Annotated in this window: 17 protein-coding genes and 1 pseudogene; 7 read left to right on the top strand and 11 right to left on the bottom strand. The window is 69.4% G+C overall.

All coding sequences use genetic code 11. The annotated features are described in order from the left end of the window. Positions 1–235 precede the first annotated feature (235 nt). On the top strand, positions 236–1669 hold the full coding sequence (locus tag IE198_RS19040; RefSeq protein WP_189888141.1) for an amino acid permease: 1434 nt from the start codon (positions 236–238) through the stop codon (positions 1667–1669). A gap of 169 nt (positions 1670–1838) precedes the next feature. Here IE198_RS19040 and IE198_RS19035 read toward each other — a convergent pair whose 3' ends face one another. The 3 genes and pseudogenes from IE198_RS19035 to IE198_RS19030 form a co-directional block, all read right to left on the bottom strand. Further along, positions 1839–3113 carry a wax ester/triacylglycerol synthase domain-containing protein gene (locus tag IE198_RS19035; protein ID WP_189888139.1) on the bottom strand — a complete coding sequence of 425 codons (1275 nt, stop codon included), beginning with the start codon at positions 3111–3113 and terminating at the stop codon, positions 1839–1841. Between the two features lie 194 nt (positions 3114–3307). Next, a pseudogene (locus tag IE198_RS35305) lies at positions 3308–3459 on the bottom strand (MFS transporter); the annotation flags it as partial. Between the two features lie 59 nt (positions 3460–3518). After that, positions 3519–4721 (bottom strand): heparin lyase I family protein, encoded by a 1203-nt coding sequence (locus IE198_RS19030; protein WP_189888137.1) that lies wholly within the window; start codon positions 4719–4721, stop codon positions 3519–3521. Positions 4722–6054: 1333 nt separating this feature from the next. On the opposite strand from IE198_RS19030, the gene IE198_RS35300 reads away from it, so the two are divergent. Both IE198_RS35300 and IE198_RS19020 read left to right on the top strand, forming a co-directional pair. After that, positions 6055–6435 carry a peptidoglycan-binding domain-containing protein gene (locus tag IE198_RS35300; RefSeq protein ID WP_229834092.1) on the top strand — a complete coding sequence of 127 codons (381 nt, stop codon included), beginning with the start codon at positions 6055–6057 and terminating at the stop codon, positions 6433–6435. A gap of 101 nt (positions 6436–6536) precedes the next feature. Further along, the gene (locus IE198_RS19020; protein ID WP_189888135.1) at positions 6537–7193 is read left to right on the top strand and encodes a TetR/AcrR family transcriptional regulator; all 657 of its coding nucleotides are present in this window, start codon (positions 6537–6539) and stop codon (positions 7191–7193) included. Here the strand turns inward: IE198_RS19020 and IE198_RS19015 are convergent. The 4 genes from IE198_RS19015 to IE198_RS19000 all read right to left on the bottom strand — a co-directional run bounded on the left by IE198_RS19015 (position 7177) and on the right by IE198_RS19000 (position 13203). Further along, positions 7177–8544: a phenylacetate--CoA ligase family protein gene (locus IE198_RS19015; protein ID WP_189888133.1), complete on the bottom strand. Its 1368-nt coding sequence runs from the start codon at positions 8542–8544 to the stop codon at positions 7177–7179. The two genes, IE198_RS19020 and IE198_RS19015, sit on opposite strands and share 17 nt — an antisense overlap. Next, a complete protein-coding gene (locus IE198_RS19010) occupies positions 8541–10202 on the bottom strand; it encodes a carboxylesterase/lipase family protein (RefSeq protein WP_189888131.1) in 1662 nt (553 codons plus the stop codon). Before IE198_RS19010 ends, IE198_RS19015 begins: the two co-directional genes overlap by 4 nt. 35 nt (positions 10203–10237) lie before the next feature. Continuing rightward, positions 10238–11485 (bottom strand): right-handed parallel beta-helix repeat-containing protein, encoded by a 1248-nt coding sequence (locus IE198_RS19005; RefSeq protein WP_189888129.1) that lies wholly within the window; start codon positions 11483–11485, stop codon positions 10238–10240. A gap of 443 nt (positions 11486–11928) precedes the next feature. Further along, positions 11929–13203, bottom strand: coding sequence for an ABC transporter substrate-binding protein (locus IE198_RS19000; RefSeq protein ID WP_189888126.1), 1275 nt, complete (start codon positions 13201–13203; stop codon positions 11929–11931). 241 nt (positions 13204–13444) lie between these two features. Here IE198_RS19000 and IE198_RS18995 point away from each other — a divergent pair, with 241 nt between their 5' ends. The 4 genes from IE198_RS18995 to IE198_RS18980 all read left to right on the top strand — a co-directional run bounded on the left by IE198_RS18995 (position 13445) and on the right by IE198_RS18980 (position 18960). Further along, positions 13445–13951: a PadR family transcriptional regulator gene (locus IE198_RS18995; RefSeq protein ID WP_189888124.1), complete on the top strand. Its 507-nt coding sequence runs from the start codon at positions 13445–13447 to the stop codon at positions 13949–13951. Next, positions 13948–14760 carry an ABC transporter ATP-binding protein gene (locus tag IE198_RS18990; RefSeq protein ID WP_189888122.1) on the top strand — a complete coding sequence of 271 codons (813 nt, stop codon included), beginning with the start codon at positions 13948–13950 and terminating at the stop codon, positions 14758–14760. The genes IE198_RS18995 and IE198_RS18990 overlap by 4 nt, the downstream gene beginning before the upstream one ends. A gap of 3 nt (positions 14761–14763) precedes the next feature. Then, complete coding sequence (locus IE198_RS18985) at positions 14764–17070, top strand: ABC transporter permease (protein ID WP_189888120.1); 2307 nt, start codon at positions 14764–14766, stop codon at positions 17068–17070. Between the two features lie 741 nt (positions 17071–17811). Beyond that, positions 17812–18960, top strand: a complete 1149-nt coding sequence (locus tag IE198_RS18980) for an FG-GAP repeat domain-containing protein (protein ID WP_189888118.1) — start codon at positions 17812–17814, stop codon at positions 18958–18960. A 30-nt stretch (positions 18961–18990) separates the two neighbouring features. Here the strand turns inward: IE198_RS18980 and IE198_RS18975 are convergent, their stop codons facing one another. The 4 genes from IE198_RS18975 to IE198_RS18960 form a co-directional block, all read right to left on the bottom strand. Then, complete coding sequence (locus IE198_RS18975) at positions 18991–19341, bottom strand: hypothetical protein (protein ID WP_189888116.1); 351 nt, start codon at positions 19339–19341, stop codon at positions 18991–18993. Between the two features lie 354 nt (positions 19342–19695). Further along, positions 19696–20679 (bottom strand): peptidase, encoded by a 984-nt coding sequence (locus tag IE198_RS18970; protein ID WP_229834090.1) that lies wholly within the window; start codon positions 20677–20679, stop codon positions 19696–19698. Between the two features lie 47 nt (positions 20680–20726). Then, positions 20727–21287 (bottom strand): hypothetical protein, encoded by a 561-nt coding sequence (locus IE198_RS18965; RefSeq protein WP_229834087.1) that lies wholly within the window; start codon positions 21285–21287, stop codon positions 20727–20729. 414 nt (positions 21288–21701) lie between these two features. Next, positions 21702–22103: an ATP-binding protein gene (locus tag IE198_RS18960; RefSeq protein ID WP_189888111.1), complete on the bottom strand. Its 402-nt coding sequence runs from the start codon at positions 22101–22103 to the stop codon at positions 21702–21704. Between the last annotated feature and the right edge of the window lie 195 nt (positions 22104–22298).

Raw genomic sequence — 22298 nt, 5'->3', positions numbered from 1 at the left:
CGCACACCCTCGGATGCGGTTCACGCACGTGGACGGCGCTTCGAGGTCGGCGGGAGACGGATCGTCGGCTCGGTCGCGGTCGGCCGATGAAGGCAGGGCGTTGGCCCGGGCCGGTGGTCTCGGAACCCTCCGGCAACCCTCACCTCGGCTGCACCGCATGTCGTCTTCCGCCGCCGCCTCACCTGGGCCATCATGAGCCGCCATCAGCCCACAGCAGTCTGCGAAGAGGTGGCTCATGGCAGGGCTCCGGATGGGACAGGGCGTACTGCGCCGCAAGCCCATCGAACAGATCGAAGAAGTCGCTCCGAGCGAGCAGCTCACCAGAACACTCGGCCTGGCGCAGCTGACGGCCATCGGTATCGGCGGCATCATCGGCGCCGGGATCTTCGCCCTCGCCGGGGCGGTCGCCAACGGTACCGCCGGACCCGCGGTGCTCGTCTCGTTCCTGATCGCGGGCGTGGCGAGCGCGGCCGCGGCCTTCTCCTACGCCGAGTTCGCGGGCATGATCCCGAAGGCGGGTTCGGCGTACACCTACGGCTATGCCGTGCTCGGCGAGCTGGCCGGCTGGTTCATCGGCTGGGACCTGTTGCTGGAGTACACGGCGATCGTGGCGGTGGTCGCCATCGGGATCTCGGGCTACTTCGGCTTCCTCCTCGGCGCGATGGGGGTCGACCTGCCGGTGTGGATGCTGGGCGCCCCGGGCACCGCTGAGGGGCGTCAGGTCGATCTGTTCGCGATGATCCTGTGCCTGTTCACCGCGTACCTGCTCACGCTCGGCATCAAGAACGCGGCCCGGTTCGAGATGGTCGTGGTGGTGCTGAAGGTCCTGGTCGTCCTGCTGGTGATCGTCATCGGCTTCTTCCACATCGACACCTCCAACTACAACCCGTTCTTCCCGTACGGCGTCGGCGGGGCGTTCACGGGTGCGGCGACCGTCTTCTTCGCCGTGTTCGGATACGACGCCATGTCGACGGCGGCCGAGGAGTCCAAGGACGCACAGCGGCACATGCCGAAGGCGATCATCTACTCGCTGGCGATCTCGATGGTGCTGTACGTGCTGGCCTGTCTGGTGCTGACGGGTATGCAGAACTACACGGAGATCGACCCGGAGAGCGGGTTCTCCACGGCCTTCGAGTCCGTGGGGCTGGACGGTCTCGCGAACCTCATCGCGGTGGGCGCGATCATCGGCATCCTCACGGTGATGTTCACCTTCATGCTGGGCGTGACGCGGGTGTGGTTCTCGATGAGCCGCGACGGGCTGCTGCCGCACTGGTTCGCGAAGACACACCCGACGCGGCACGTGCCGGTGCGGGTGACATGGATCGTCGGCGTGGCGTCGGCGCTGATCGCCGGATTCCTGCCGATCGGTGAGGCGGCGGAGCTCACCAACATCGGCATTCTGCTCGCGTTCGTCGTGGTGTGCATCGCGGTGATCGTGCTCCGTTACCGGCAGCCGGAGTTGCCACGGAGCTTCCGCTGCCCGGGAGTGCCGTTCGTGCCGGCGATCGGTGTGGTGTTCTCACTCTGGCTGATCACGTTCCTGGCCTGGCAGACCTGGCTCCGGTTCCTGGTGTGGCTCCTGATCGGCCTGGTGATCTACTTCGGTTACTCGTACCGGAAGTCGAACCTGGCGAAGGAGGAAAGCGAGGCCCCGCCGAAGCAGCCGTGATGTGACCGGCCGCGGCGGGGCCGCGGCACGGCGCAGACCGCCGGTCACGCCCGGACCGGCGGTCAGGCCCCCGGCCCGCTGCCGGGATGACCGACTCCGCCCGCGCCGCATCCCGTGGGATCGAGCGGCCGGGACTCCTGATCTCGCGTTCGGGCGCTGGGGCCAGACGCTATCCGCGCGCCGCCCGCCGCAGCTCGGCGATCGAGCCGCTGATCGCGTCGGCGAGCGCGGCGGCCCCCGGCAGCGCCTCAGGATCGGCGCAGAGTCCGACACCGACCGTTCCTGCGTAGGAGATCGCCGACACCCGAAGCGCGTGGCGCTGCGCCGGTTCGGCGACCGAATACAGCCGCTCGACCGGCCGGCCGATCACCGCGAGCGCCGCGTGCGGGCCAGGCACGTTGGAGATCGCGAGGCTGAACTCGTGTGGGCCGGCGGCGATGCGCTCGACGGCGCGCTCGAGCGGCGGACAGCGGGCGAGCGCGTGGAAGAGGTCGTAGAGCTCCTGGGCGTCGCCGGCGGTCTTGCAAGCGGCGGTCTCGCCGCTGATCCGATCGAGGCGGGCCAGCGGATCGGGTTCGGCGAGCGGCAGGTCGACGTTGAGGAACGAGTCACGGTTGCCGAGCTCGGCCGGATCCTCGTCGCGGTGGTGGAGGCTGACCGGCACCTGGGCCCGGAGCCTGCCGGCGCGCGCGCCGGCGGCCGCCAGCCAGACGCGCAAGCCGCCGGAGATCGACGCGAGCAGGACGTCGTTGACCGTGGCCCGGCTGGGCCGCGATGTGCCGATCGCCTTCAGTTCGGCAAGCGGTGCGGTGGTGAATGCGAGCTCGCGCGCGGCCCCGATCCTGCGGTCGAGCGCCGAGTCCCTCGTCCGATGTCCGAACTCGCGCAACAACGTCGCCGGAAGCCGGCGCAATTCGCGCCCGCGCGATCCGGCCGCCGCGGGTACCGCAGCCCCACGCGGCGGGGATGGCGCATGGCCGGACGGCTCCCACAGGACCTCGTCGAGGAACCGAAGGCAGCTGATTCCGTCGGCCATCGCGTGGTGGATGCGCGCAACGACCGCCTCGCGGCCATCGGCAAGTGGGCCGACGAGGTCGAACGCCCACAGCGGGCGGCCGTGTTCGAGGCGCTCGGACATCAGCTGACCCGCCGCCGCCCAGGCGCCACGCTCGTTGATCCCGGCGGTGCCATCGCAGCGGCGGACGTGGGCGGCGACGTCGAACGCGTCGTCGGTGACCCACTGGGGGCCGGGGAGCGCAACGCGCTCGCGGCCGCGTGATCCGGCCTCGAGCCTCGCATCGACGCTCTCACGCAGTCGATCGATGTCAAGCGGGGTGTCGCTCGGCTCGAGCATGACCATCTTCAGCGTATGACCGGCGATCGCCGCCGACTCGAGCTCGAGGAGCCGGGCATCGTCGGCGCTGAGCCGATTCGATCCGTCCACACACCGACCCTACGCCCGGGGACGCCGGAGGGAGTGAGCACACGCCGGGGACCGCCTGCAGCGTGCCACCCGACTGCCGGACCGCAGGTGGCTCTGTAGCGTTGCGAGCGAAAGGCCCCGTCTTCGACAGCACACGCGGCCGGGCGCTTCCGCGGTCGTTCGCGGGTTACGCGGAACCGCCCCATCCGTAGAGCCGTGATCTCGAGGTTCAGGACGGGGAATGCCCAGTGGACGATGCCCGACTGGTGATCTGCGTGATGCAGAGGGCGGGCAGGGCAGAGCGGGGGTGCGACCGGTCCCCTGTTCCGGTCGCACCCCCGCCCTGGCGGAAGTTGACGGCGGTCACGAGCTGCAGCAACCGCGCGGGGGACGATGCGCACGCCGGCAGTGCGGCGCGCTCACTGGTCAGAGGCCGAGTGGCCTGGCTTCGGTGATACTCGCCCAGTCGTTCTCGGGATTGGCCCAGAAGGAGATCTTGAGGTAGCGGGCGTCCAGGGATCCCGTGGTGAAGAGCACCGTCTCGGGCGCGGTGGTCGTCCCCGAACTGCGGCCCTCCCACACCTTGGTGTAGGAGATACCGTCCTGCGAAGCGTGAATGGTGTAGTCGTTCCACCGCAGGTCGCCGCGGTGCCAGGCCACCGTCGCGCCGCACAGCTGGCGTGGCGCACCAGTGTCGAGGATCAGCGCGGCGCCGAATCCCTGACCGGACCAGCGGGTCAACAGGTCGCCGTCGATGGCATTGGCGGGCGGGTTCGCCGGCTCGTACGTGGTGGCGGACGCGGAGGCCACCGACGGGGCTCGCGTACATGTCCTCTGGGGTGCGACGTCCCTGTGAACGGCGCGCTCGTCACCCAGACGCAGAGCGTCGTAGTACATCACGCGCTGGGTGGTGCTGGAAGGAGCACCGGTGTTCCAGTCCCACTTGTAGATGCCGAACTTGAAGTAGGGCGATCGCGGGCCCCCGTCGTGGGTGGCGCCCGTACGGTTCACGACACGTTCGCCGTTCTTCCAGACCTGCAGCAGGCCGGTGCTGTCCGTACGCCAGGTCACGTGGAAGACCCAGTCGACCCAGGCACCCGTGGTGTACTGACCCAGATCGATGAACTGGCCGCGGAAGTCGATCTTCCAGCGCCCGTCGTCGGTCAGAAGTGCCAAGGGCGGTGAGCCACCCGGGCAGCCGACGTCACACTGATGCCACTGGCTCACGATCTCGGCCGAGGTGTCGTGGGCCCATGTCGTCGCCAGATTGATGCTGAAGCCGTACCACCGCTCGGCATTTGCCGGTTGCTCGTCGCGCTGCGATATCTCCGCCCGCTTGCTGCTCGAGACGACCGGGTCGGATTTGCGGAGCTCGAAGCGGGCTGCGTAGGAGCCGTCGCGGGTGGGACCGGTGACGTTCGTGGCGCCGTACGACGTGGCCCACTGCTTGATGAGGTTGGGAGGTGCTGCGGCGGGGAGAGTGCGATCGGCCGACTGTTCCCAGTCGAGGGTGCGTTGGACCCCGGCGGGGTCGGCCGAAGCAGTCTGCCCGGGTGATAACGCGACTCCCGCGGCCAGCATGGACGAGATGACTGCCAGGAGCCACGCTCTGGGACGCGATCTTTTCATGGTGGAGCTCCTCCATGGGGTGCCAAGCGGACGGTTCCGCAATGCTTCTGTTCCGTTGCGGGCCCCGACTCTTCCCCCGGGGACAGCTGTGGGCAAGGGCCGACAGCACGGCGCGCGGGAGCATCCGGGCCTCGGCCTGCACCACCGTCCAATGGCCGATCCCGCCGCCCTCGATGGCCGTATCCGCTTCCCGACCACGCGTAGACGAACCGGACACATCCAAGTCCCCGGCACGCCACGATCTGCCGCTTCTCCCAGGCCAGGCCATGGGACTTGCGCCTACGCCCGCTCATCACGACCCTGCGTGCCCGGACCCGCGCGGCGGCGGGCACGGCGCCGACGCGCTCAGAACCGCAGGGAAGAAATCGATGAGATATGGGCTACATCGCGGAACGGGAATGAGACGAGACCGCGCGGGATGCGTATCGCCTCACGACGAAACAGTGAAGCCGACCCGCGCGGCCGGCACCCGCAAGGGTGCCGCCCTCGCAATCACCACTCAGGATCACGGTACCCAAACGCTCACTAAAGACGCGACGGTCTGTCTCGGACAGGTCATCCAGCCGTCGGTTGAGGAGGACAGCCGGTGGGACTCTACGACACCGAGCCGCAGCGAGCGCCCGGTTCGACTCCGGACATCGCGCAGGACATACAAGACTCCTTCCAAGCCGTGCTGGACGCCTTGGACGCCGCACGCGCCGACCTCTACGCGTCCGACGAGCATGGGGGGTGGGCCGAGGGCGCGCCACCGTCCTGGTCGCAACGCAGCCGGACGGCCGGGAGATCCGGCTTCACTCACCCGTCCCCACCCCCGTCCGCGACTCCGGCGCCGCCCCCACCCCGACGGGTACAGCCGGTTGGGCGGGGTGAGGGACTCGATGGCGTGGATCCGGGTCGCCGCCCGCATGTTGTACCGCCCGCTGCCGTTCAGCCGCTGCGGACCGGTGGCCTACGCGGGGCCGACACCCCGCAGCATGTCGCGGTGGAGCCGCTGTGGTCGCGCGGTGCGCGTCTGTCTCCAGTTCCTCCCCCGTCGCTGGGAAAGCCACGGATGGCGAGTGGCGCAGGTCCGGCGTATGCAGCGCCGCCGATGGTCTTCCCGCCCCGGGTAGTCCCGCGCGAGGGCGGGTACCGCAGGACCGGCCCGCCCCCGGAGACCACCGTGCCGGTGACCCCCCGGCGCCCGGCTCCGCCCCCGGAGCAACTCAACGGCCCGTACCCCGAGGAGCCGACACCACTCGCCCGCGCGCGTGCGAGAAACAGAAGTCGCGGATGGCGGCGTTTCACCGCCTGGCGGGCCACTCGTGTCGCCGGAGCCTTCGGGGCGGGCGCAGTGAGCGGACTGATCCTCGCCTCCTGGCTGCTGGTCGACGACGACCGCCCGTCGGCGGTTCCCTCTCCGCCCTCCGGGCAACCGGACCGGCCACTGCCCGACTCCCCCGCTCCCCCCGCTCCCCCCGCTCCCCCCTCGCTCCCCGAGATCCCGGGCACGGGCGTGCTGCGCCAGGGCGACAGTGGCCATGGAGTGTACGAGTTGCAGGTACGTCTGCAACAGGTGCCGAACATCTACGACGGCGGCGCGATCGACGGCCGCTACGGCTTGGAGGTCCGGGCGGCCGTGGCCAGATTCCAGGAGCGGTACGGGATTAGCGGTGACGAAACCGGTATCTACGGCGACGACACTCGCCACGCCCTCATGCTGCGGACCAAATAGTCGGCAGCCACGGGACGAGGACGTCTCGGGACGACCGGCCCCCGCCCCGGACTTCCCTTTCCCAGGGCGTCCGGGACCGGCGCTCCTCTAGAGTCGGCAGTATGACGCAGGCACCGGCCCAGCACCGCGGCACGCGGTCCCGCGACGCGATCCTCGATACGGCCGGGGACCTGATGTCGCGGCACGGCTACGCCGCCACGTCCATCTCGATGATCTCCGCCGCCTGCGGCCTGCCTGTCAGTTCCCTGTACTGGCACTTCGGCAGCAAGGACGGGATCTACGTCGCGGTGCTGCAGCGCGCCAGGACCGCTCTGCTGGCGGCGCTGCCCCCCGTCGAGGTGCCAGGGACCGACGTCGCGCAGCGTCTGGACACCTTCCTCGACGAGGTCAAGGACGCGTTCCAGCGCCATCCGCACGGGCTGAAGCTGCTCCTCGGGCTGGGCATGGTGCAGCAGGATGCCAGTGCGGCGGCCGTGGCGGAGGTGCACCACTACCGCGACGCGCTGTTGGCCTGGGCCACGGACTCGGTGAGTGCCGTCTTCGGCCTGCGTGACCGCCCGGAGGTGTCGGACGAACTGGCGCGCTTCACACTCAGGGTGGCGAGCGGAACCGCCGTTGCACGCTGGTTCGAGCCGGCCGCCGCACTGGAGACCGGCCCACTGCGCGTTGCGTTGCTGGCGCTGGCGGCGCACCGCGGCGTTCTCCCGCACGGCGCGCGGCCCGAGGCCCCTTCGCGGGGCGTCACGCGCAGGGAATGACCACCCGGTACTTGCCCCCCGGAGACTGCTCGGGCGGTTCATGTGCGCGCTCGATCCTCACCTGGTCCGTCCGGTGGTCGGTGAGCAGGGCGGCCAGCCCCGTCCGCACCGCGTTCCACAATCGGTCATGATCGGCTCCGGCGGTCGCCCGGATACGCACCCTCAGGGTCGTGGAAGTCGTCTGCACGATCTGGAACAGGTCGATGTCCGGAAGGCTCTCCAGCAGGGTCTCGAAGGCCATGGGCACGATACGGACGGTCCCACCGTCCCGGCTCGGGAAGGACAGGAGGTCTGCGGCGCGACCACGGACCTTGACCGCGGGCAGCGGGTCTCCGCACGGACACGGGTCCGGACGCCACAGGACACTGTCGCCCAGGTCGTAGCGCAGGATCGGCTGCGCCCATCGGCCGAGGCTCGTCAGCAGCACGGTGAAGGACTCCTGACCGGGCGGGACGGGACGGTAATCGGCGTCGACCGGCTCCAGGATCAGCCAGTCGCTGTGGGTGTGCAGCCACCCGAGCGGGCAGCCGTACCCCAGGGCGAGACTCTCGTTGCAGGCGTAGGTGTTGACGACATGCGCCCCGAAGGCGGAGCTGACGCGCCGGTGCTCACGGTCGCTGAGGCCCTCGGCGACCAGTGACACGACGGCCGGGGCGATGCGCAGACGGCCGGCCAGTTGCTCACCGGCGAGCAGCGCGATCACGCTGGCGTAGCCGCTCAGGAGCACCGGGCGGTACCGGTTGAGCTGGTCCACCAGTTCGGGCAGCGGGCTGTGCACCGACAGGACCCGGCTCCCCCGGGCGTGCAGGCGGCCGGCCGCACGCGAGCGGGCGATGACGGCGTACGCGGCCAGATGGCCGCTGGTGGCGACGACGTGCGCCGCCCGCATCCGGTGCACGAGCATCCGCGCCGTCAGGGAAGGGGTGAGGGTGCGGCGGGCGGCGCGCAGCGACAGTGCCCTGACCACCGCCGCGGCCCGGTCGTCGAGCAGGAAGACACCGCGGTGCCCGGTGGTTCCGGACGTGGTGGAGACGAGGTACTTGCCGAGGAAGGGCTCGCCGACCCGGGCAGGGTCCGCGATGAAGTCCCGAACACGGCCGAGGGTCGCCTCCGGATCGGTGACCCAGTCGTCGAAGCGGGCCATGAGGGTGTCCTTGCGTGTCACCGGCAGCAGGGTCGGGTCCACCACGCGTTCCGGCAGCGTCCGGTACAGCTCGCGGTAGTACGGGGAGCGGGCGCGGGCGAAGTCGACCATTGCGGCCAGGCGCTCCCGCTGTCGGTCCGCCAGGGCGGCCGGGCCCTGCCGTACAGCGAGGCGCCCGTCCTGGACCAGGGTGAACGTCGATGTCATCGCACGACTCCTCGGAGAGCGGAGGACTGCTGCCAGAAATCGCAGTGATGGTCCGTCGCAAAATCCGTGGTGGGGGCGACGCGGTCCGGCGCCAGTACCTGGATGCCGTCCCCGTCGGGGGTGTAGCGCGGCCAGGCGGGGGTGCCGGGTCCGTTGGGGTCGCCGGTGGCCGCGAACCGGGCCCAGTAGGCGGTCATCGTGGCGGACAGCCGCCGCTGGGCAGCCGTCAGGGGCGGCACCGAGTCCATGGGGAAGAGGTAGGCCAGTTCGGAGGCGTGGAACGCACCCTGCGGGGTGTGCGGCGCCGGGATGAACGGCGGCGCCTGGGGGTCGTTGAACTCGTAGGCGTAGACCGGCACCCGGCCGCTGTACAGGCGGCTGTCGGCCCGTGCGGGGCAGGCGAACCGCTGGTCGGTGGCCACGGCGGAATAGGCCACGTTGGGAGACGGAAAGGCAGCGGCGGGGTACGTCCCCAGGACCGCGGCGGCCCGGTCGCCGTGCTGGAGCCTGATCAGGGCGGCATACGAGTCGGGTGTCAGGGGACCGCCGCCGAGCAGGTCCACGTAGAGCGCGGTGAAGTAGCGGTATTCGTCGTGGGTACTGCCGCTCAGCGTCGGGACCGCGTTCACCCGCCCCTCGGCCCACGCCGTGCGAGGAGGACGCGGGAGGACTTGTGGTCCGGTGTTCGGTCCCCACAAGGACGCAGCACCCTGCCCGGCGTCGCGGATGAGCTCGGCGGTGGGTACGGCGCGCAGACAGGCTGCCGCGGTGGACGGGTCGGCGCAGCCGACCGAAGCCGCAAATCCGCTCCCCTTCCGCTCGGCCGCGCTGAGCGTGAGCGGTGTGAGACCGCCGTCGGAGGCACAGCTTCCGCTCTGCTGGATGGCCCGGTGGAACAGGCCCCTCGCCGTCGGCGAGGCGATGTGGAAGCAGGTGTCCGCGGACCCGGCGGACTGGCCGCCCAGAGTGACCCGGTTCCGGTCGCCGCCGAAGGCGCCGATGTTCCGCCGTACCCAGCGCAGTGCGGCCTGCTGGTCCATCAGGCCGTAGTCCCCGGAGGCGCGGTCGGCGCTCTCGGCCGACAGGGCGGGGTGGGCGAGGAAACCCAGTGCTCCGAGGCGGTAGTTGACGGTCACGACCACCATGCCGCGCGCGGCCAGCGCCGCACCGTCGTAGTCGCTGCCCGCGCCGTAGGCATTGCCGCCGCCGTGCAGCCACACCAGCACCGGGAGGGGTTCGCGGCCCGTGCGGGCGGGCGTCCACACATTGAGGTACAGGCAGTCCTCCGTGGTGCTGCCGGTCCGGTTGGACTCCCCGGGCAGAACGGGGCCTCCGTCGGGCAGCAGTGTCAGCGGGAGTTGGGGACAGGGGTGGGCCGGTGCAGTGGTGTTCCGTACGCCGGACCACCGCGCGGGGGGCTGGGGCGGACGCCAGCGCCGCTCGCCGGTCGGCGGGGCGGCGAAGGGAATGCCCTGGAAGACCCGACCGCCGTCGTGGCCGGCCGCGCCGCGCACCCAGCCGTGGGAGGTGGGCAGGACCAGGCGGTCGTGGCCGGTGTCGGCCCAAACCGGTGGCGGGGGTGCGGTGAGTGACAGCAGCAGGACCGCGGCGGCGGTGAGGGCGCGGCTCAGGAAGTAGCGCAGGCCGGTGGATCTCATCGAGTCGCTCCTGGTGCCGATACAGGTGGCCGTGGTCATGGCGTGTGCTCATAGGCGCCGATGTCGCAGGCGCCGCCTTGGGGGCGGGCGACCCCGCGCTGATCGGTGGCCGGGCAGTCACGTGCCGCGTCGAGGGCGGGGCTGCCCGGCAGCAGCGCGGCAGTGTCCGTGGGGCCGCCGTTGTCGGTGAGCGGTCCCAGCAGCGGGGTACGACTGGGCAGATCGCCCGCGGCGGTGAGCCGGCAACTGCCGTCGCTGTCGCTGTTGTGACCTCCCGACGCGATGGTGGCGAAGGCCTTCTGGCAGTCGGCCACCGTGCCGTTGACGGTGTTGTTCGCGACGACGGAGTTGCGCAGGGTCAGACGCCCCAGGGGCAGATCGATGATGTCGGGGATCGGCCGGGGCAGGCTGTCGAGGTAGGCGGGGGCGATGTTGATTCCACCCCCGCCGTCGCTGGAACGGTTGCCGGTGATGGTCGAGTTGAGGATCTCGACCGGTCCCAGGCCGCGGATGTCGATGCCGCCGCCGTAGCCGCCGAGGCTGCCGGGACGGTCACCGGGGTCCGTCACCCGGTTGTCGGCGATCGTCGAGTTGGTCACGGTGCCGCTGTCGTCGAACCTGATGCCGCCGGCCTCTCCCGCCACGTTCCCGCTGACGGTGCTGTCGATCAGATCCAGGTGGGAATCGGGGACGTTGAAGATGCCGCCGCCGTAACCGGCGGAGTTCCCGGACACGGTGACTCGTCGCAGGGTCATGTGCTGTGCGTTGGCGATGGCGCCACCACCGGTGTCGGTGAAGGGCAGTTCGCGCTGCTTGGCCAATCCTCCGGTGATCGTCAGATCGGACAGCCGGGTGTCCGCCCGCATGCGGAAGGCACGGTCCAGCCGGTTGGCGTCGATGACGGTGTTCCGCGCCCCGGAGCCCTGGATCGTGGTGGAGGCATTGACGTTCAGGTCGCCCGTGGTCGGGTCGGGATGGTCGCCGATGATCAGCCGGGGATCGGGCGGGATGGTCAGCCGGTAGTGGCCCGGCGGCAGCGTGATGGTACTGCCCGGCCGGGCGTTGGCGGCCATCACCGCGGCACGCAGGCTGCACGCGCCCGATGCGGCGCGGCACCGGCCGTCCGACGGGTCAGCGTCCACCGCGTCGGACGTGGTGTCCACGATGAACGCCGCCGGCCCGTCGGCCGGGGGCGCGGCGGTGCTGGAAGCGGGAGCGGCGAGGTTCGCCGCCATGGCGAGGACGACGGCGGCCAGTGCCGCCGGGGCGCTTGGGTTCCTCATCCGGGGAACTCCTCTCAGCAAAGGAATCTGGACGTGCGAGGACGCCGGCTCGTGCAGTTACTTCTTGCTGGTGCTGGGAATTGCGGCTCGTGCGAGGAACACGGCCGGCGCAGGGGCCGGCGGGATTGCACTGGAGCGGCGAGACAGACAGACAACAGGGGACGCCGGACGCGAACGCCCCTCTCTGTAGCGAGCGTTCCATTCAGATGGGCTCGTGTCTACATGCGCGCCGGACACAAAATCGGACGAGCAGGAGACCGGCGATTCGCCTCATTACGTCGTATCGCCTCACGACGGCGCCGCCGTTCTTCCGGCGTGCAGCGAGTGGCGCGCCGACCCGCCCGCGGGTCGATCCTGCCGGCCGTCACCACCGCGGCGCGGGGACGCCTTGATGTTCAACACAGCGTTTCCTACGGACGGAACGCGCTGTCGGCCGCATGGTGTCAGCGCTGCCGGGCGATGGCCTCGAGTTCCCGCTTCAGCCGGGCGATGGCCTCGTCGGTCGTGTCGCGCTGGGCCATGGCGTCGTGGACGACGGCCTGGATCACGAGGTTCACCTGGTCGTACCGCGGGCTCTTGGGCCGCGGCTTCGCCGCCAGGACGGCCTCCCGGAGCGTGGGCAGGTAGGGGAACTTCCGCACCAGCGCGGGGTCGTTGTAGAGGTCGGCCCGAACCGGTGGCAGGCCGCCGTCGACGAGGACCTGCCGCTGCACCTTCTGGCTGGTCAGGTAGACGAGGAGGTCGGTTGCCGAGTCACGGTGGCGTGAGTCGGCGTTGATCGCGAGATTGGAGCCGCCGAGGATGCCCGCTGCATTCCCGCCCAGTCCCGGCAGCGGCGTCACACCGAACTTGCCTGCGACCTCGGAGTCCTTGCCGCCGGCCAAGGCGTGCACATAGGGCCAGTTGCGCAGGAAGAGGAGCTTCCCGTCCTGGAAGGCCTTGCGCGACTCCTCCTCCTTGTAGGTGAGCGCCTTCTTGGGGATCCAGCCGTCTCGGACACCCCGGGTCAGGAGTTCCAGGCCCCGGCGCGCGGCGGGAGAGTCCACGGTCACCCGCCTGCCCTCGTCGACGAGGATCGTGCCGCCTGTGGACTGCACGGCCTCCGCAGCGTTCACCGTGAGCCCCTCGTAGGGAAGGAACTGCCCCGCGTAGCCGTCAAGGCCGTACTTCGGTGCCACCGTCTTGGCCAGTCGCTCGAGCTCGGCCCATGTGCGCGGCGGTTTCTCCCCCTCCTTCTCCAGCACGTCCTTGCGGTAGTAGAGCAGGCCGGCATTGGTGACATAGGGCAGCGCATAGAGGCGGCCGTCGAACGTGGCCGTCTGCACCACCGGCGGCAGGAACTGCTTGATCGGGAAGCGGTCGGCGTTCAGGGGGGAGATCCAGCCGGCCGCGGCGAATTCCGAGGTCCAGGCCACATCGATGTTGAGAACGTCGTAGCGGGCGCTGCCGGACCGCAGGCTGGTGGCCATCTGGGCCCGGACCTCGTCGGCTGCCTCCGGGAGCTCGACGAGGGTGACCTTCTCACCGGGGTGTGCCTGGTTCCAGTCCTTCAAGACCCCTTCCAGGTACCCGGTGAGGTCTTCACCGGTCACCAGGGTCAACGGTCCTCTCCTGGCCGCGGACTCGTCCACACCGCTCACGGCGGTGTGGCTGACGTAGCCGGCGCAGATCAGCGCAGCGACGAGGAGTCCCCGGCTGGCGATTCGCGTCCACCGCATGGCTCCTCCTGGTACAGCGATGCCAACTCGCCGGGCAACCGTGCCCCGTATATCCGTTGCGTAGTGGAATGCTGACGGCGTAGCGGCGGGTGCAGCGATACAGCACGTCAGGCAGCCGTACGCTGGATACCCGTTATGTAAGCGGAATGCGCCGGTGCGGAGAGGTCCGTAGCCTGCGGCCGCACGCCGGGCTGTGGGGCACCCGCGCCAAATCCTACGCCGGGAAGGGAGGCGGGCGAACGTGCGTCTCCCCCTTCTGGCACTGCTGGCGAAAGGGCCCGCCCATGGCTACGAGCTCAAGCAGGCGCTGGAGGGCCTGCTGGGCGCCGCATACCCTCAGCCGAATATCGGGCAGATCTACGTCACCCTCGGCAGACTGGAGAAGTCGGGACTGATCGAGGGCGAGGACGTCACCCAGGAGAACCGCCCGAACAAGCGCATCTACCGGCTCACCCCGGCAGGGCGCAAGGCGGTGGAGGCATGGTTCGAGAAGCCCACCGACGAGCCGCGGGTGCGGGACGAGTTCTTCATGAAGATCGCCCTGGCGCCGGACTCGGGTGTGGCCGACCAGATCGCGCTGATCAACCAGCAGCGCCGCCATTACCTCAACACCATGCGTGATCTGTCGAAGCTGGCAGCGACCGAGGACCGGGACAACCGGCTCGGGCAACTGCTCATCGAAGGGGCGATGCTGCACCTGCAGGCGGACCTCGACTGGTTGGAGCGCTGTCAGGAGGAGCTGGAATGAATCGCGAGGCGTCTTCCGCAGGCGGCGCCGACGAGATCGCCTCCCCGGCGGCAGGGAAGGAACCCACCGAGGCCCAGCCTCTGCTGCGGGGGGAGGGCCTGGTCAAGACCTACCAGGCCGAGGGCGCCGCCGTCAGGGCCGTGCGCGGGGTCGATCTTCGGGTGGGGCGCGGCGAGTTCCTGGCGGTGACCGGCCCCTCCGGAGCGGGCAAGTCCACGCTCCTGCACCTCCTCGGCGGACTCGACCGGCCCGACAGCGGGCGCATCTGGCTCGACGGCCGGCGGGTCGACGGCTACAGCGAGGCCCGCTGGGCCGTGCTGCGCCGACGCAGCATCGGCATCGTCTTCCAGTTCTTCAACCTGGTCTCCCACCTGACGGTGGCGGACAACGTCGATCTGCCCGCGCTGCTGGCCGGCAAGACCGCGCGGCGCGCACGGGAGGATCGCGCCGAGCTTCTCGCCGACCTCGGCCTGGAGGGCAAGGAGAACAGCACGCCCGGCGAGCTCTCCGGCGGTGAACAGCAGCGCGTCGCTCTTGCCCGCGCCCTGGTCAACCACCCCGCCCTGCTGCTCGCCGACGAGCCCGCCGGCAGTCTGGACAGCAAGGGCACCCGCGAAGTGCTGCGGCTGCTCTCCCGCTTCCACCAGCGCGGCCAGACCATCGTGCTCGTCACCCACGACGCCCGGATGGCAAGCGCCGCGGATCGGGTCATCAGCCTCTTCGACGGCCGGATCGTCGACGACGCCGTACTCGGCCGCGAGGGACCGCGTCGTGGCGGGGTGTCCGGAACGCTGGAACTCGGGGGCTGAACGATGCGTGCCGTGGCGCTGTGGGTACGGGCCGATCTGCGGGTGCGCCGCGGCGAGGCGCTGTTCCTGGTCCTGGCGACCGCCGGGATCATCGTCTCCCTGCTGCTCGCCGGGGCCTTCCTCACGTACGCGGCCAACCCGTGGCAGCGTGTGTTCACCCAGTCCAACGGCGCGCACGTGTGGATCCAGACCAAGGCAGGTTTCGACCCCAGGGGGCTGGCCGGGCTCGAGGGGGTGCGGGCCACGTCGGGGCCGTTCCTCACCGGCCCCGGGACCGCCGACCTCGCCGGGAGCAGAGCGGCGGTGCAACTGCGCGCCGCCACCTCGACACCGCCGGAAGTGGCCAGGCCGCTGATCACCTCCGGGCGCTGGCTCGCCTCCGGGGCCGGCGACGAAGTTGTTCTGGAGAGTTCACTGGCCCGCGCCCTGTGGGCCGAGCCCGGCGACCGGCTGCACGTGCGCGGGGAAGGCGCAGCCGCGGACACCCTGCGCATCATCGGCATCGCCGAGACGGCCGAGCCCCCGTACGAGCCGGGAGAAGTCCCCGGCGTGGCATGGGTGCCCACCGCCACATTCCTGCGGCTCGAGCCCGGCGAGCGCCATGAACAGGTCATCGGGCTGCGGCTCGCCGATCCCGAGCACACCGACTTCGCCGTCCAGCGTGCGGTTACCGAACTCGGCGCCGACCAGATCTCCGGGATCTCCACCTGGCAGGAGGCCCGAGCCGCCGCTCAGGGAAGCGACCGCCTGCTCGGACTGCTGCTGGGCGTCTTCGGCCTGGGCGCTCTGCTGGCCGCAGGATTCGCCGTGGCAGGCGCCGTCAGCACCAGGATCCGCAGCTCGCTGCGCGACATCGCCGTCCTGAAGGCCATCGGCTTCACCCCCGCGCAGCTGATCCGAATGTTCCTGGCCGAGTACCTGACCCTCGCGCTGCTGGGCATCGCCGCTGGGACGCTCCTGACGGAACTGCTCGGCGCCCAGCTGCCCGGCCGGGCCGGCGACGCGGTGCAGCTCTGGCAGGCCCTGCCCGGACACATCTGGGTTCCTGCGGGCATTGCGGTGGGCGCTATCCTCCTGATCACCGCCACGACCAGCTCGGCCGCCTGGCGGGCAGGCCGCGTATCTCCCGTACCCGTCGCACGAGCCAACGTCCCCGCCACCCGGCGGATGTCCGGCACCACCCGTCGGGCGCTGGGCCTGCGCCTGCCGCCCGCCCTGGTCCTCGGCTGGCGCGGCGCCTTCCAATATCCCCTGCGGGCCGGCGCGGCGATCGCCCGGCTGGCCGTGCCCATCGTGCTGATCACGATCGCCCTGGGCACCTGGGCCACCCTCGACCGGTTCGACAGCGACCCGCAGGACGTCGGGATCGCCGCCGCCCTCACCGCCCGCGGCGACGACCTCGACGACGACTCCATGCGGAGGTTGGTCACGGCGGACCCCGCCGTCACCGCGGCCTATCCCGGCGCCGAGGTCGCGGCGCTGGTGCCCGGCCAGACCGGCACGATCACACTGCGCGGCCTGGGCACCGCGGCCCACCCCTATCCCTTTGCCGTGGCTGAAGGCCGCCCGCCCGACGGCCCCGACGAGGCCGTCGCCGGACAAGGACTGCTGGACCTGCTCGACGTCGAAGTGGGCGACTGGGTCCGCATGACCGTCAGAGGCACTCCGCAGATCCTGCACATCGTCGGCCGCATCATCGAGCCCGAGGACAACGGACGGGTGATCTCCACTTCCCTGGACACCCTGCGCGAGCGCGACCCCGCACTCCGGGCGGACTTCTACTCCCTCGTCCTCGTGCCCGGAGCCGACCCCTCCGAGGTCGGTGACCGGCTCTCGGACCGGGCGTCGGACCGGCTGGACATCCGCGAGAGCGCCAACACCGCCGACGAGCTCTCCTCAGTACGCCCTGTGGTCGCCGGACTGATCGGCGTACTGGCGCTGATCGGCCTGGCTGAACTGTCCACCACCATCGCCGCCGGCGTACGGGACCGACGGCGCGACCTGCTGGCCCTCAAGGCCATCGGACTGACACCCCGCCAGATCATCGCGGTCATTGTGGCAGGCACCGGCTTCATCGCCCTGGCTGCCGCCCTCGTCGGTACGGGCCTGGGACTCCTGGCCTCCCGATGGCTCATCGATCTCCAGGCCGCCTCCAGCGGCATCGGCGCGGGCATCGCCCAGCTCCCGTCACCCGGCGCTCTCGTCCTCCTCGGCGTGGCGGCAGTCGCCGGAGCGGTCGCCGTCTCACTGCTGCCCGCCCTGCGGGCCGTCCGGCACCGTCTCGCGGACACCCTCAGCGACACCCTGTAGCAGACCGCGCGCGCCAAGCGTGACCCTGTCGGCCCATGCCCGGGGGTTCTCGGCGGCAATGCGGCCATCGCGCTACAGACTTCCCAGCGCTTCCCAGGCCACACCGGCCGGCGCAGGCAGTCGATGCGCTCGCAGGCCAGGGACAGCCCACTCCAGCCGGGCAAGCGACTCAGCCGGTTCGGTCGGACGTCGTCGCGGTGCCTGAAACTCGATGAACGGAATGACCGTGCAGGACCTTGCCGACGCGATCGAGGTCGACCCGAAACGGTCGAACGCTGGATCACCCAGGGGAAGGTTCCGAACCGGCGTCAGCAGTACGTCTTCATATTCACGCCGTTCATGGGACTTCATGCATGGATCCCGGCGGCTCCGGAGCGCAGTGGAGACTTTCTCACAACCCCATGGAACCCCTGCGCCTCGAAATGGAGGGCCGGCTGCCGGATATCCATTGACGGCTCGTCAATTGAGCGGGAGTGTATGAACGGTTCCATTCACTGCAGTGGATGGCTTCGGTGATCTGCGTGCCGGCGCCGGCCCCTGACCGAAACAGGGAAATGATCAAGCGTCGGCATTGCTGCTCAAGGGTGTTCTCTCGTCGCTTCGGCTCCTGCGGCGTCGACTGGACGAGCAAGAGTGGCCGAAATGCAGAATCCATGACCTGAGCCCGAGTCCCCTTCGCCGGTACGACGACAAGCACAGGTCGACAAAGGCCAAACCACTCCATGACGCTGAGGAGGCATCATGCTGCAGAAACACCCGACCACCACGGCTCGGAAGGGAGGGAGACTCGCGGTGACCGTCCTGCTGGTGGTGATGGGGCTGATCACCGCGCAGGGCACTGCGATGGCGGACCCCCCGACCTTTGCCACCCATGTCGATTATGGCGCAGGCGCCGGGCCGGTGGCCGTGGACGTCGCCGACTTCGACGAGGACGGCTTCGAGGACCAGGCCGTGGCCAACTCCGACGCCGACACGGTGTCCATCCTGCTCGGTAATGGTGACGGCACCTTCGACACCAAAGTCGACTACGGAACCGGTGACTATCCGGATGGACTGGAGCCCGGTGACTTCAACGAGGACGGCGATGTCGACCTGGTGGTGACCAACAGCTTGGGCAACACGGTGTCCATCCTGCTCGGTAATGGTGACGGCACCTTCGACACCAAAGTCGACTACGGCACGGCGACGACTCCGTACAAGGTGGCTGCGGGTGATTTCGACGAGGACGGCAACGTCGATCTGGCAGTCACCGCCCTTGAAGCGGACGTGGTGTCGGTGCTGCTGGGTAACGGAGACGGTACCTTCGACACCAAAGTCGACTACGGGACCGGGTCGTTCCCGTATGGAGTCTCAGTAACCGACTTCGACGAGGACGCCAACGTCGATCTGGTCGTGTCCAACTTCGGCGCGGACACGGTGTCGGTCCTGCTCGGTAACGGTGACGGTACTTTCGACGCCAAGGTCGACTACGGAACCGGAGCCGTCCCCAACCGAATCGAGGTGGGCGACTTCGACGAGGACACCAACGTCGATGTCGCGGTCGCCAACCTCGACGCCTCCTCGGTGTCGGTGCTACTCGGTAACGGAGACGGCACCCTCGACACCAAAGTCGACTACACGACAGACACCGCCCCCTTCTCCCTCGAAGCCGCGGACTTCGACGATGACGCCAACATCGACCTCGTCACGGCCAACGCGTTCGGTGATTCGGTATCGGTGCTGTCGGGCAACGGCGACGGCACCTTCGACCCCAAGGCTGACTTCGCCGTCGACACACAGCCGTTCTCCGTGTCCGTGGGGGACTTCGACGAGGACACTCGCCCTGATGTGACGACCGCCAATATCGGGGCGGACACCGTGTCGGTCCTGCTCAACACAACGACCCCGTAGAACCGGAAAGGAAGCAGCGGGCCAGGCCCGTTACGCGACCGAATGCGTCAGCGTGCCGCTGTAGGTGCCTGCCACGGCCGAGGCAGGCACCGACATCTGCAGCGTAGGTTGCCAGATGACGGAGGTGCTCGTCATGACACCCGAGTACGAGAATGCCGTGCGCGTGACGTCCAGAGGCTGTGCGTTCCCGGCAGTGGGCTGACCAGGGACCCAACTCCCGCTCCCCATCTTCGAGACGACCGGGCCCGACCAGTACGAGAGCCGCACCTTCGAGATGGTCTCGCCGGCCGTGCCCCCACCCGTGGTGAAGTTGCTCGCCGACACCGTCGCGATCCAGGTACGACCGCCGCTGTTGGTGACCCTCACCTGACCGAGTTGCACGCCCGTCGTTTGTCCGGGCTGTACGGCTCCTATGGTGGCCGATGCCGGGACGGTGACAGCCGGGGCCAGAATGGCGCGAGGAATGAGGAACAAGCGTCCGCCCGTTACGGCTTCTGCCCGAGCGGATGCCACCGGGGGCATGGCCAGGACGCCCACCGACATCAGGATGATCCCGCCCCATACACCGAGGCGGTTTGATCTGCGACGAACTCTCACCGACCCTCCCTTCTGTGATACCAAGCCCGGTAAGCACTGAAATGAAGAGTTCGAACATCTCAGGCTTGTCCCCTGCCGCATCAGCCGCGCGCCAGACGATGCTCCCGTTTCACCCTCAGGCGTCATCCATGGCAGGCACTAGGCGCATCCCCGGCGCCGCTGCCTGACGAAAAGAAGAGCCACGGCAGCGCCGAGCGTGACGATCACGCCCGTCAAGGCGTACCGCAGCGAGCCGCTTGACGGGTCCGAGAGCCAGGCGAAACTCCTGCCGCCCGGTTCCGGGAACGTCAATCGAGCTGACAGGCTGCGCCTCACCGTTCCGCTTTCCAGTTGCAGCCGCGCCGTCCACGGCCCCGAAGGCAGCCGCTGGTCGAGATCGATCCGCACCGTTCCCACCCCTCCCGGAGGGAGTGTGGTGCCCGTGATGACGGGATAGCTGCCCGCGGTCAACCCTGCCGGGCCTCCCGAGAGGTGGAGCTTCCCCTTCATGTCCAGCGCCCGCTTTCCGCTGTTACGGACGTCCGCAATGACGCTTGGTCGGCCTTCTTTGCTACGGATGGCAGTGAGCTTTTCAATGTCAAAGGCGGCGTACTCCGCGCTTTCACTGACGTCCAGGTAGACGCGCACTCCTACGCGGGTGACGCTGCCGATGTTGTGTGTGGCATCGGGTGGCGTTCCGATCTCGGCCCACACCACCGCGTACCGCTCACCCGGTGCGGCATCCTTCGGCACCTTGATCGTGACCACGGCTTCCGACTTCTCCCGGGGGTCCAGCGTCTGCCGGGCGGGATGGACCTTGGTCCATTCGCTCAACTCGTTCGCGGTATGCCCGTCGGCGAAGGTGAACCTGTTCTCCTTGATCCCCGCGGCGGCCGCATACAGCCGCACCTCGCGCCGATCATCACTGTTGTTGGCCACCTCGAACCGGCGCTCGATGGTGGTTCCCGGTTTCAGGTGATCGACGATGTACTTCAGTGCCCGCGGGTCATCGCGCCGGGCGACAGGAGCCTCCAGGAGACGGAAGCCCAGATATCCGGGATCGGAGGGCTCGAGGGGGGAAGCCACGGCGGGAGTCGCCATGCCCACCAAGGCGGCCGTCAGTACGCCCAGTGCCACCCTCATGAACGGGCCCGTTCGCTGCTGCCCCGTAAGCCCGTCAGCCGGCTCCTTCATGCCACTGAATGGGTGATGACGCCGCTGTAAGCGCCGGAGACGTTGCCCGCCGGTACGCTGACAGTCAACTGGGGATTCCAACTCACGGAGTTGGCGCCGTCACCGCTGGGTCGGGAGAACGCTGTGCGCGGGGAGGCGAGGTTCCCCGAAGTGCCGGCTGTGAACGGACCGTTGACCGGGTTGATCGCCGTACGGGGGTCGTACACGACAGAGGCGCCACCGATCGTCTCGGAGGCGGTGCCACTGCCTGTGGTGAAGGGCGTGCTCAAGCTCACCGTCGCGATCCAGTCAGTGCTGAGCTCGGAACGCTGGTCGTTCACCGTGACGTTGCCCAGCGCACCGACCGCGTCTCCACCTGGTGCCGCCGAAGAGAGCGACGCATTCGGCTGCGCTCCGACCGTGAGGCCCGTCGTGGCGGTCACTGTGAAGGTCGTAGTCGTGTCGGCGGCATTCGCCGGCACCTCTGTCACCGCGATGGCAGCAATCGCCACCGCAGCGGCGATTGCGGCGTGTCCAGTGCGCATGGTCACCTCTTGTAGCTCATAGGCGGTCGTCAAGACCGTATGCATCCATGCGGTGGTCGAGCGAGGCGAGAAGTCCTATGTTCATGCCTTGCGGTAAAGATATGAGGCTGGATGGCCTTAAGGGCGAGCATCAACGCCCTGCTGCCCCCGACCGCCAAGAAGGTATTCGCCGGGCCACTCCCCAACAGCGAGGCGGACTGTGCGGATCTGCTCCAGGTCTGCAGGTCAGGCACGGCTACGTGCTGGTCGTGGTGACCAGCCGGGTTCGATCGGCGCCCTCCTGCAGCCGGCCTTGGCCGTGGGCTGCCGGGTCGGGGAAGACACCGCATCAAGCCCTCATCCGCCTCGCCCGGCGCCGCATCGACGTCCTCTCCGCCATGCTCCGAGACGGCACCTCCCACCAGCTGCCCACCTCGATTCACCCCTTGCCGAAGCACAGGGCACCTATTACGCGGCCCGGGCAACGTCCGCGGCAACCGTCCGGGAAACACGCAGGCCGACGCCGCAGCGCCAGCTTTCGGGTTGGGCATGGATGTCGATCCACTCGGCCAGATACTCGACGATGCCCAGTCCGCGCCCGTGTTCATCGTCGGCATCGCTTCCGCGGGGGCGGGGCAGGTCGACGGAGGGCTCGGTGTCGACGATGTCGATGCACAGATCCCTATCCGACAGCGACACACTCACCGTCATCTCGGATCCACCGTGCTGGGCGGCATTGCCGGCCAGTTCACTGACCACCAGGACAGCGCTGTCCCGGTCCGAACCGGTCACGCCCCAGCACTTCAGGAGGCCGGAGACGAAAGCCCGGACGGTGCGGACCCGGCAGGTCTCCGCGGGAAGGGCGATCATCGCCCGCCGGAATGTGTCCTCGTCCGGCCCGACCGGAACGGAAGACGAAGCGGGCCGGACGACGGGTGCGGGCCCCGGCAGCGGACGGAGCCTGCCTGATGTGATCGTTGAACCGGCCGGAGTGGGAACCATGACATGCCTCGCTGACCTCAGCCATCCGGGCGGACATCGACACGCGTCCCCGCGTGACAGGCC

The sequence above is a fragment of the Streptomyces xantholiticus genome (assembly GCF_014651015.1).
Taxonomy (GTDB): domain Bacteria; phylum Actinomycetota; class Actinomycetes; order Streptomycetales; family Streptomycetaceae; genus Streptomyces; species Streptomyces xantholiticus.
This window is presented reverse-complemented; position numbering and strand designations above follow the sequence as displayed.

Coding starts and splice junctions, on each gene's coding strand:
- IE198_RS19040 (WP_189888141.1), top strand. CDS start 236: ATGGCAGGGCTCCGGATGGGACAGGGCGTACTGCGCCGCAAGCCCATC.
- IE198_RS19030 (WP_189888137.1), bottom strand. CDS start 4,721: ATGAAAAGATCGCGTCCCAGAGCGTGGCTCCTGGCAGTCATCTCGTCC.
- IE198_RS19020 (WP_189888135.1), top strand. CDS start 6,537: ATGACGCAGGCACCGGCCCAGCACCGCGGCACGCGGTCCCGCGACGCG.
- IE198_RS19015 (WP_189888133.1), bottom strand. CDS start 8,544: ATGACATCGACGTTCACCCTGGTCCAGGACGGGCGCCTCGCTGTACGG.
- IE198_RS19010 (WP_189888131.1), bottom strand. CDS start 10,202: ATGAGATCCACCGGCCTGCGCTACTTCCTGAGCCGCGCCCTCACCGCC.
- IE198_RS19005 (WP_189888129.1), bottom strand. CDS start 11,485: ATGAGGAACCCAAGCGCCCCGGCGGCACTGGCCGCCGTCGTCCTCGCC.
- IE198_RS19000 (WP_189888126.1), bottom strand. CDS start 13,203: ATGCGGTGGACGCGAATCGCCAGCCGGGGACTCCTCGTCGCTGCGCTG.
- IE198_RS18990 (WP_189888122.1), top strand. CDS start 13,948: ATGAATCGCGAGGCGTCTTCCGCAGGCGGCGCCGACGAGATCGCCTCC.
- IE198_RS18985 (WP_189888120.1), top strand. CDS start 14,764: ATGCGTGCCGTGGCGCTGTGGGTACGGGCCGATCTGCGGGTGCGCCGC.
- IE198_RS18980 (WP_189888118.1), top strand. CDS start 17,812: ATGCTGCAGAAACACCCGACCACCACGGCTCGGAAGGGAGGGAGACTC.
- IE198_RS18970 (WP_229834090.1), bottom strand. CDS start 20,679: ATGAGGGTGGCACTGGGCGTACTGACGGCCGCCTTGGTGGGCATGGCG.
- IE198_RS18960 (WP_189888111.1), bottom strand. CDS start 22,103: ATGATCGCCCTTCCCGCGGAGACCTGCCGGGTCCGCACCGTCCGGGCT.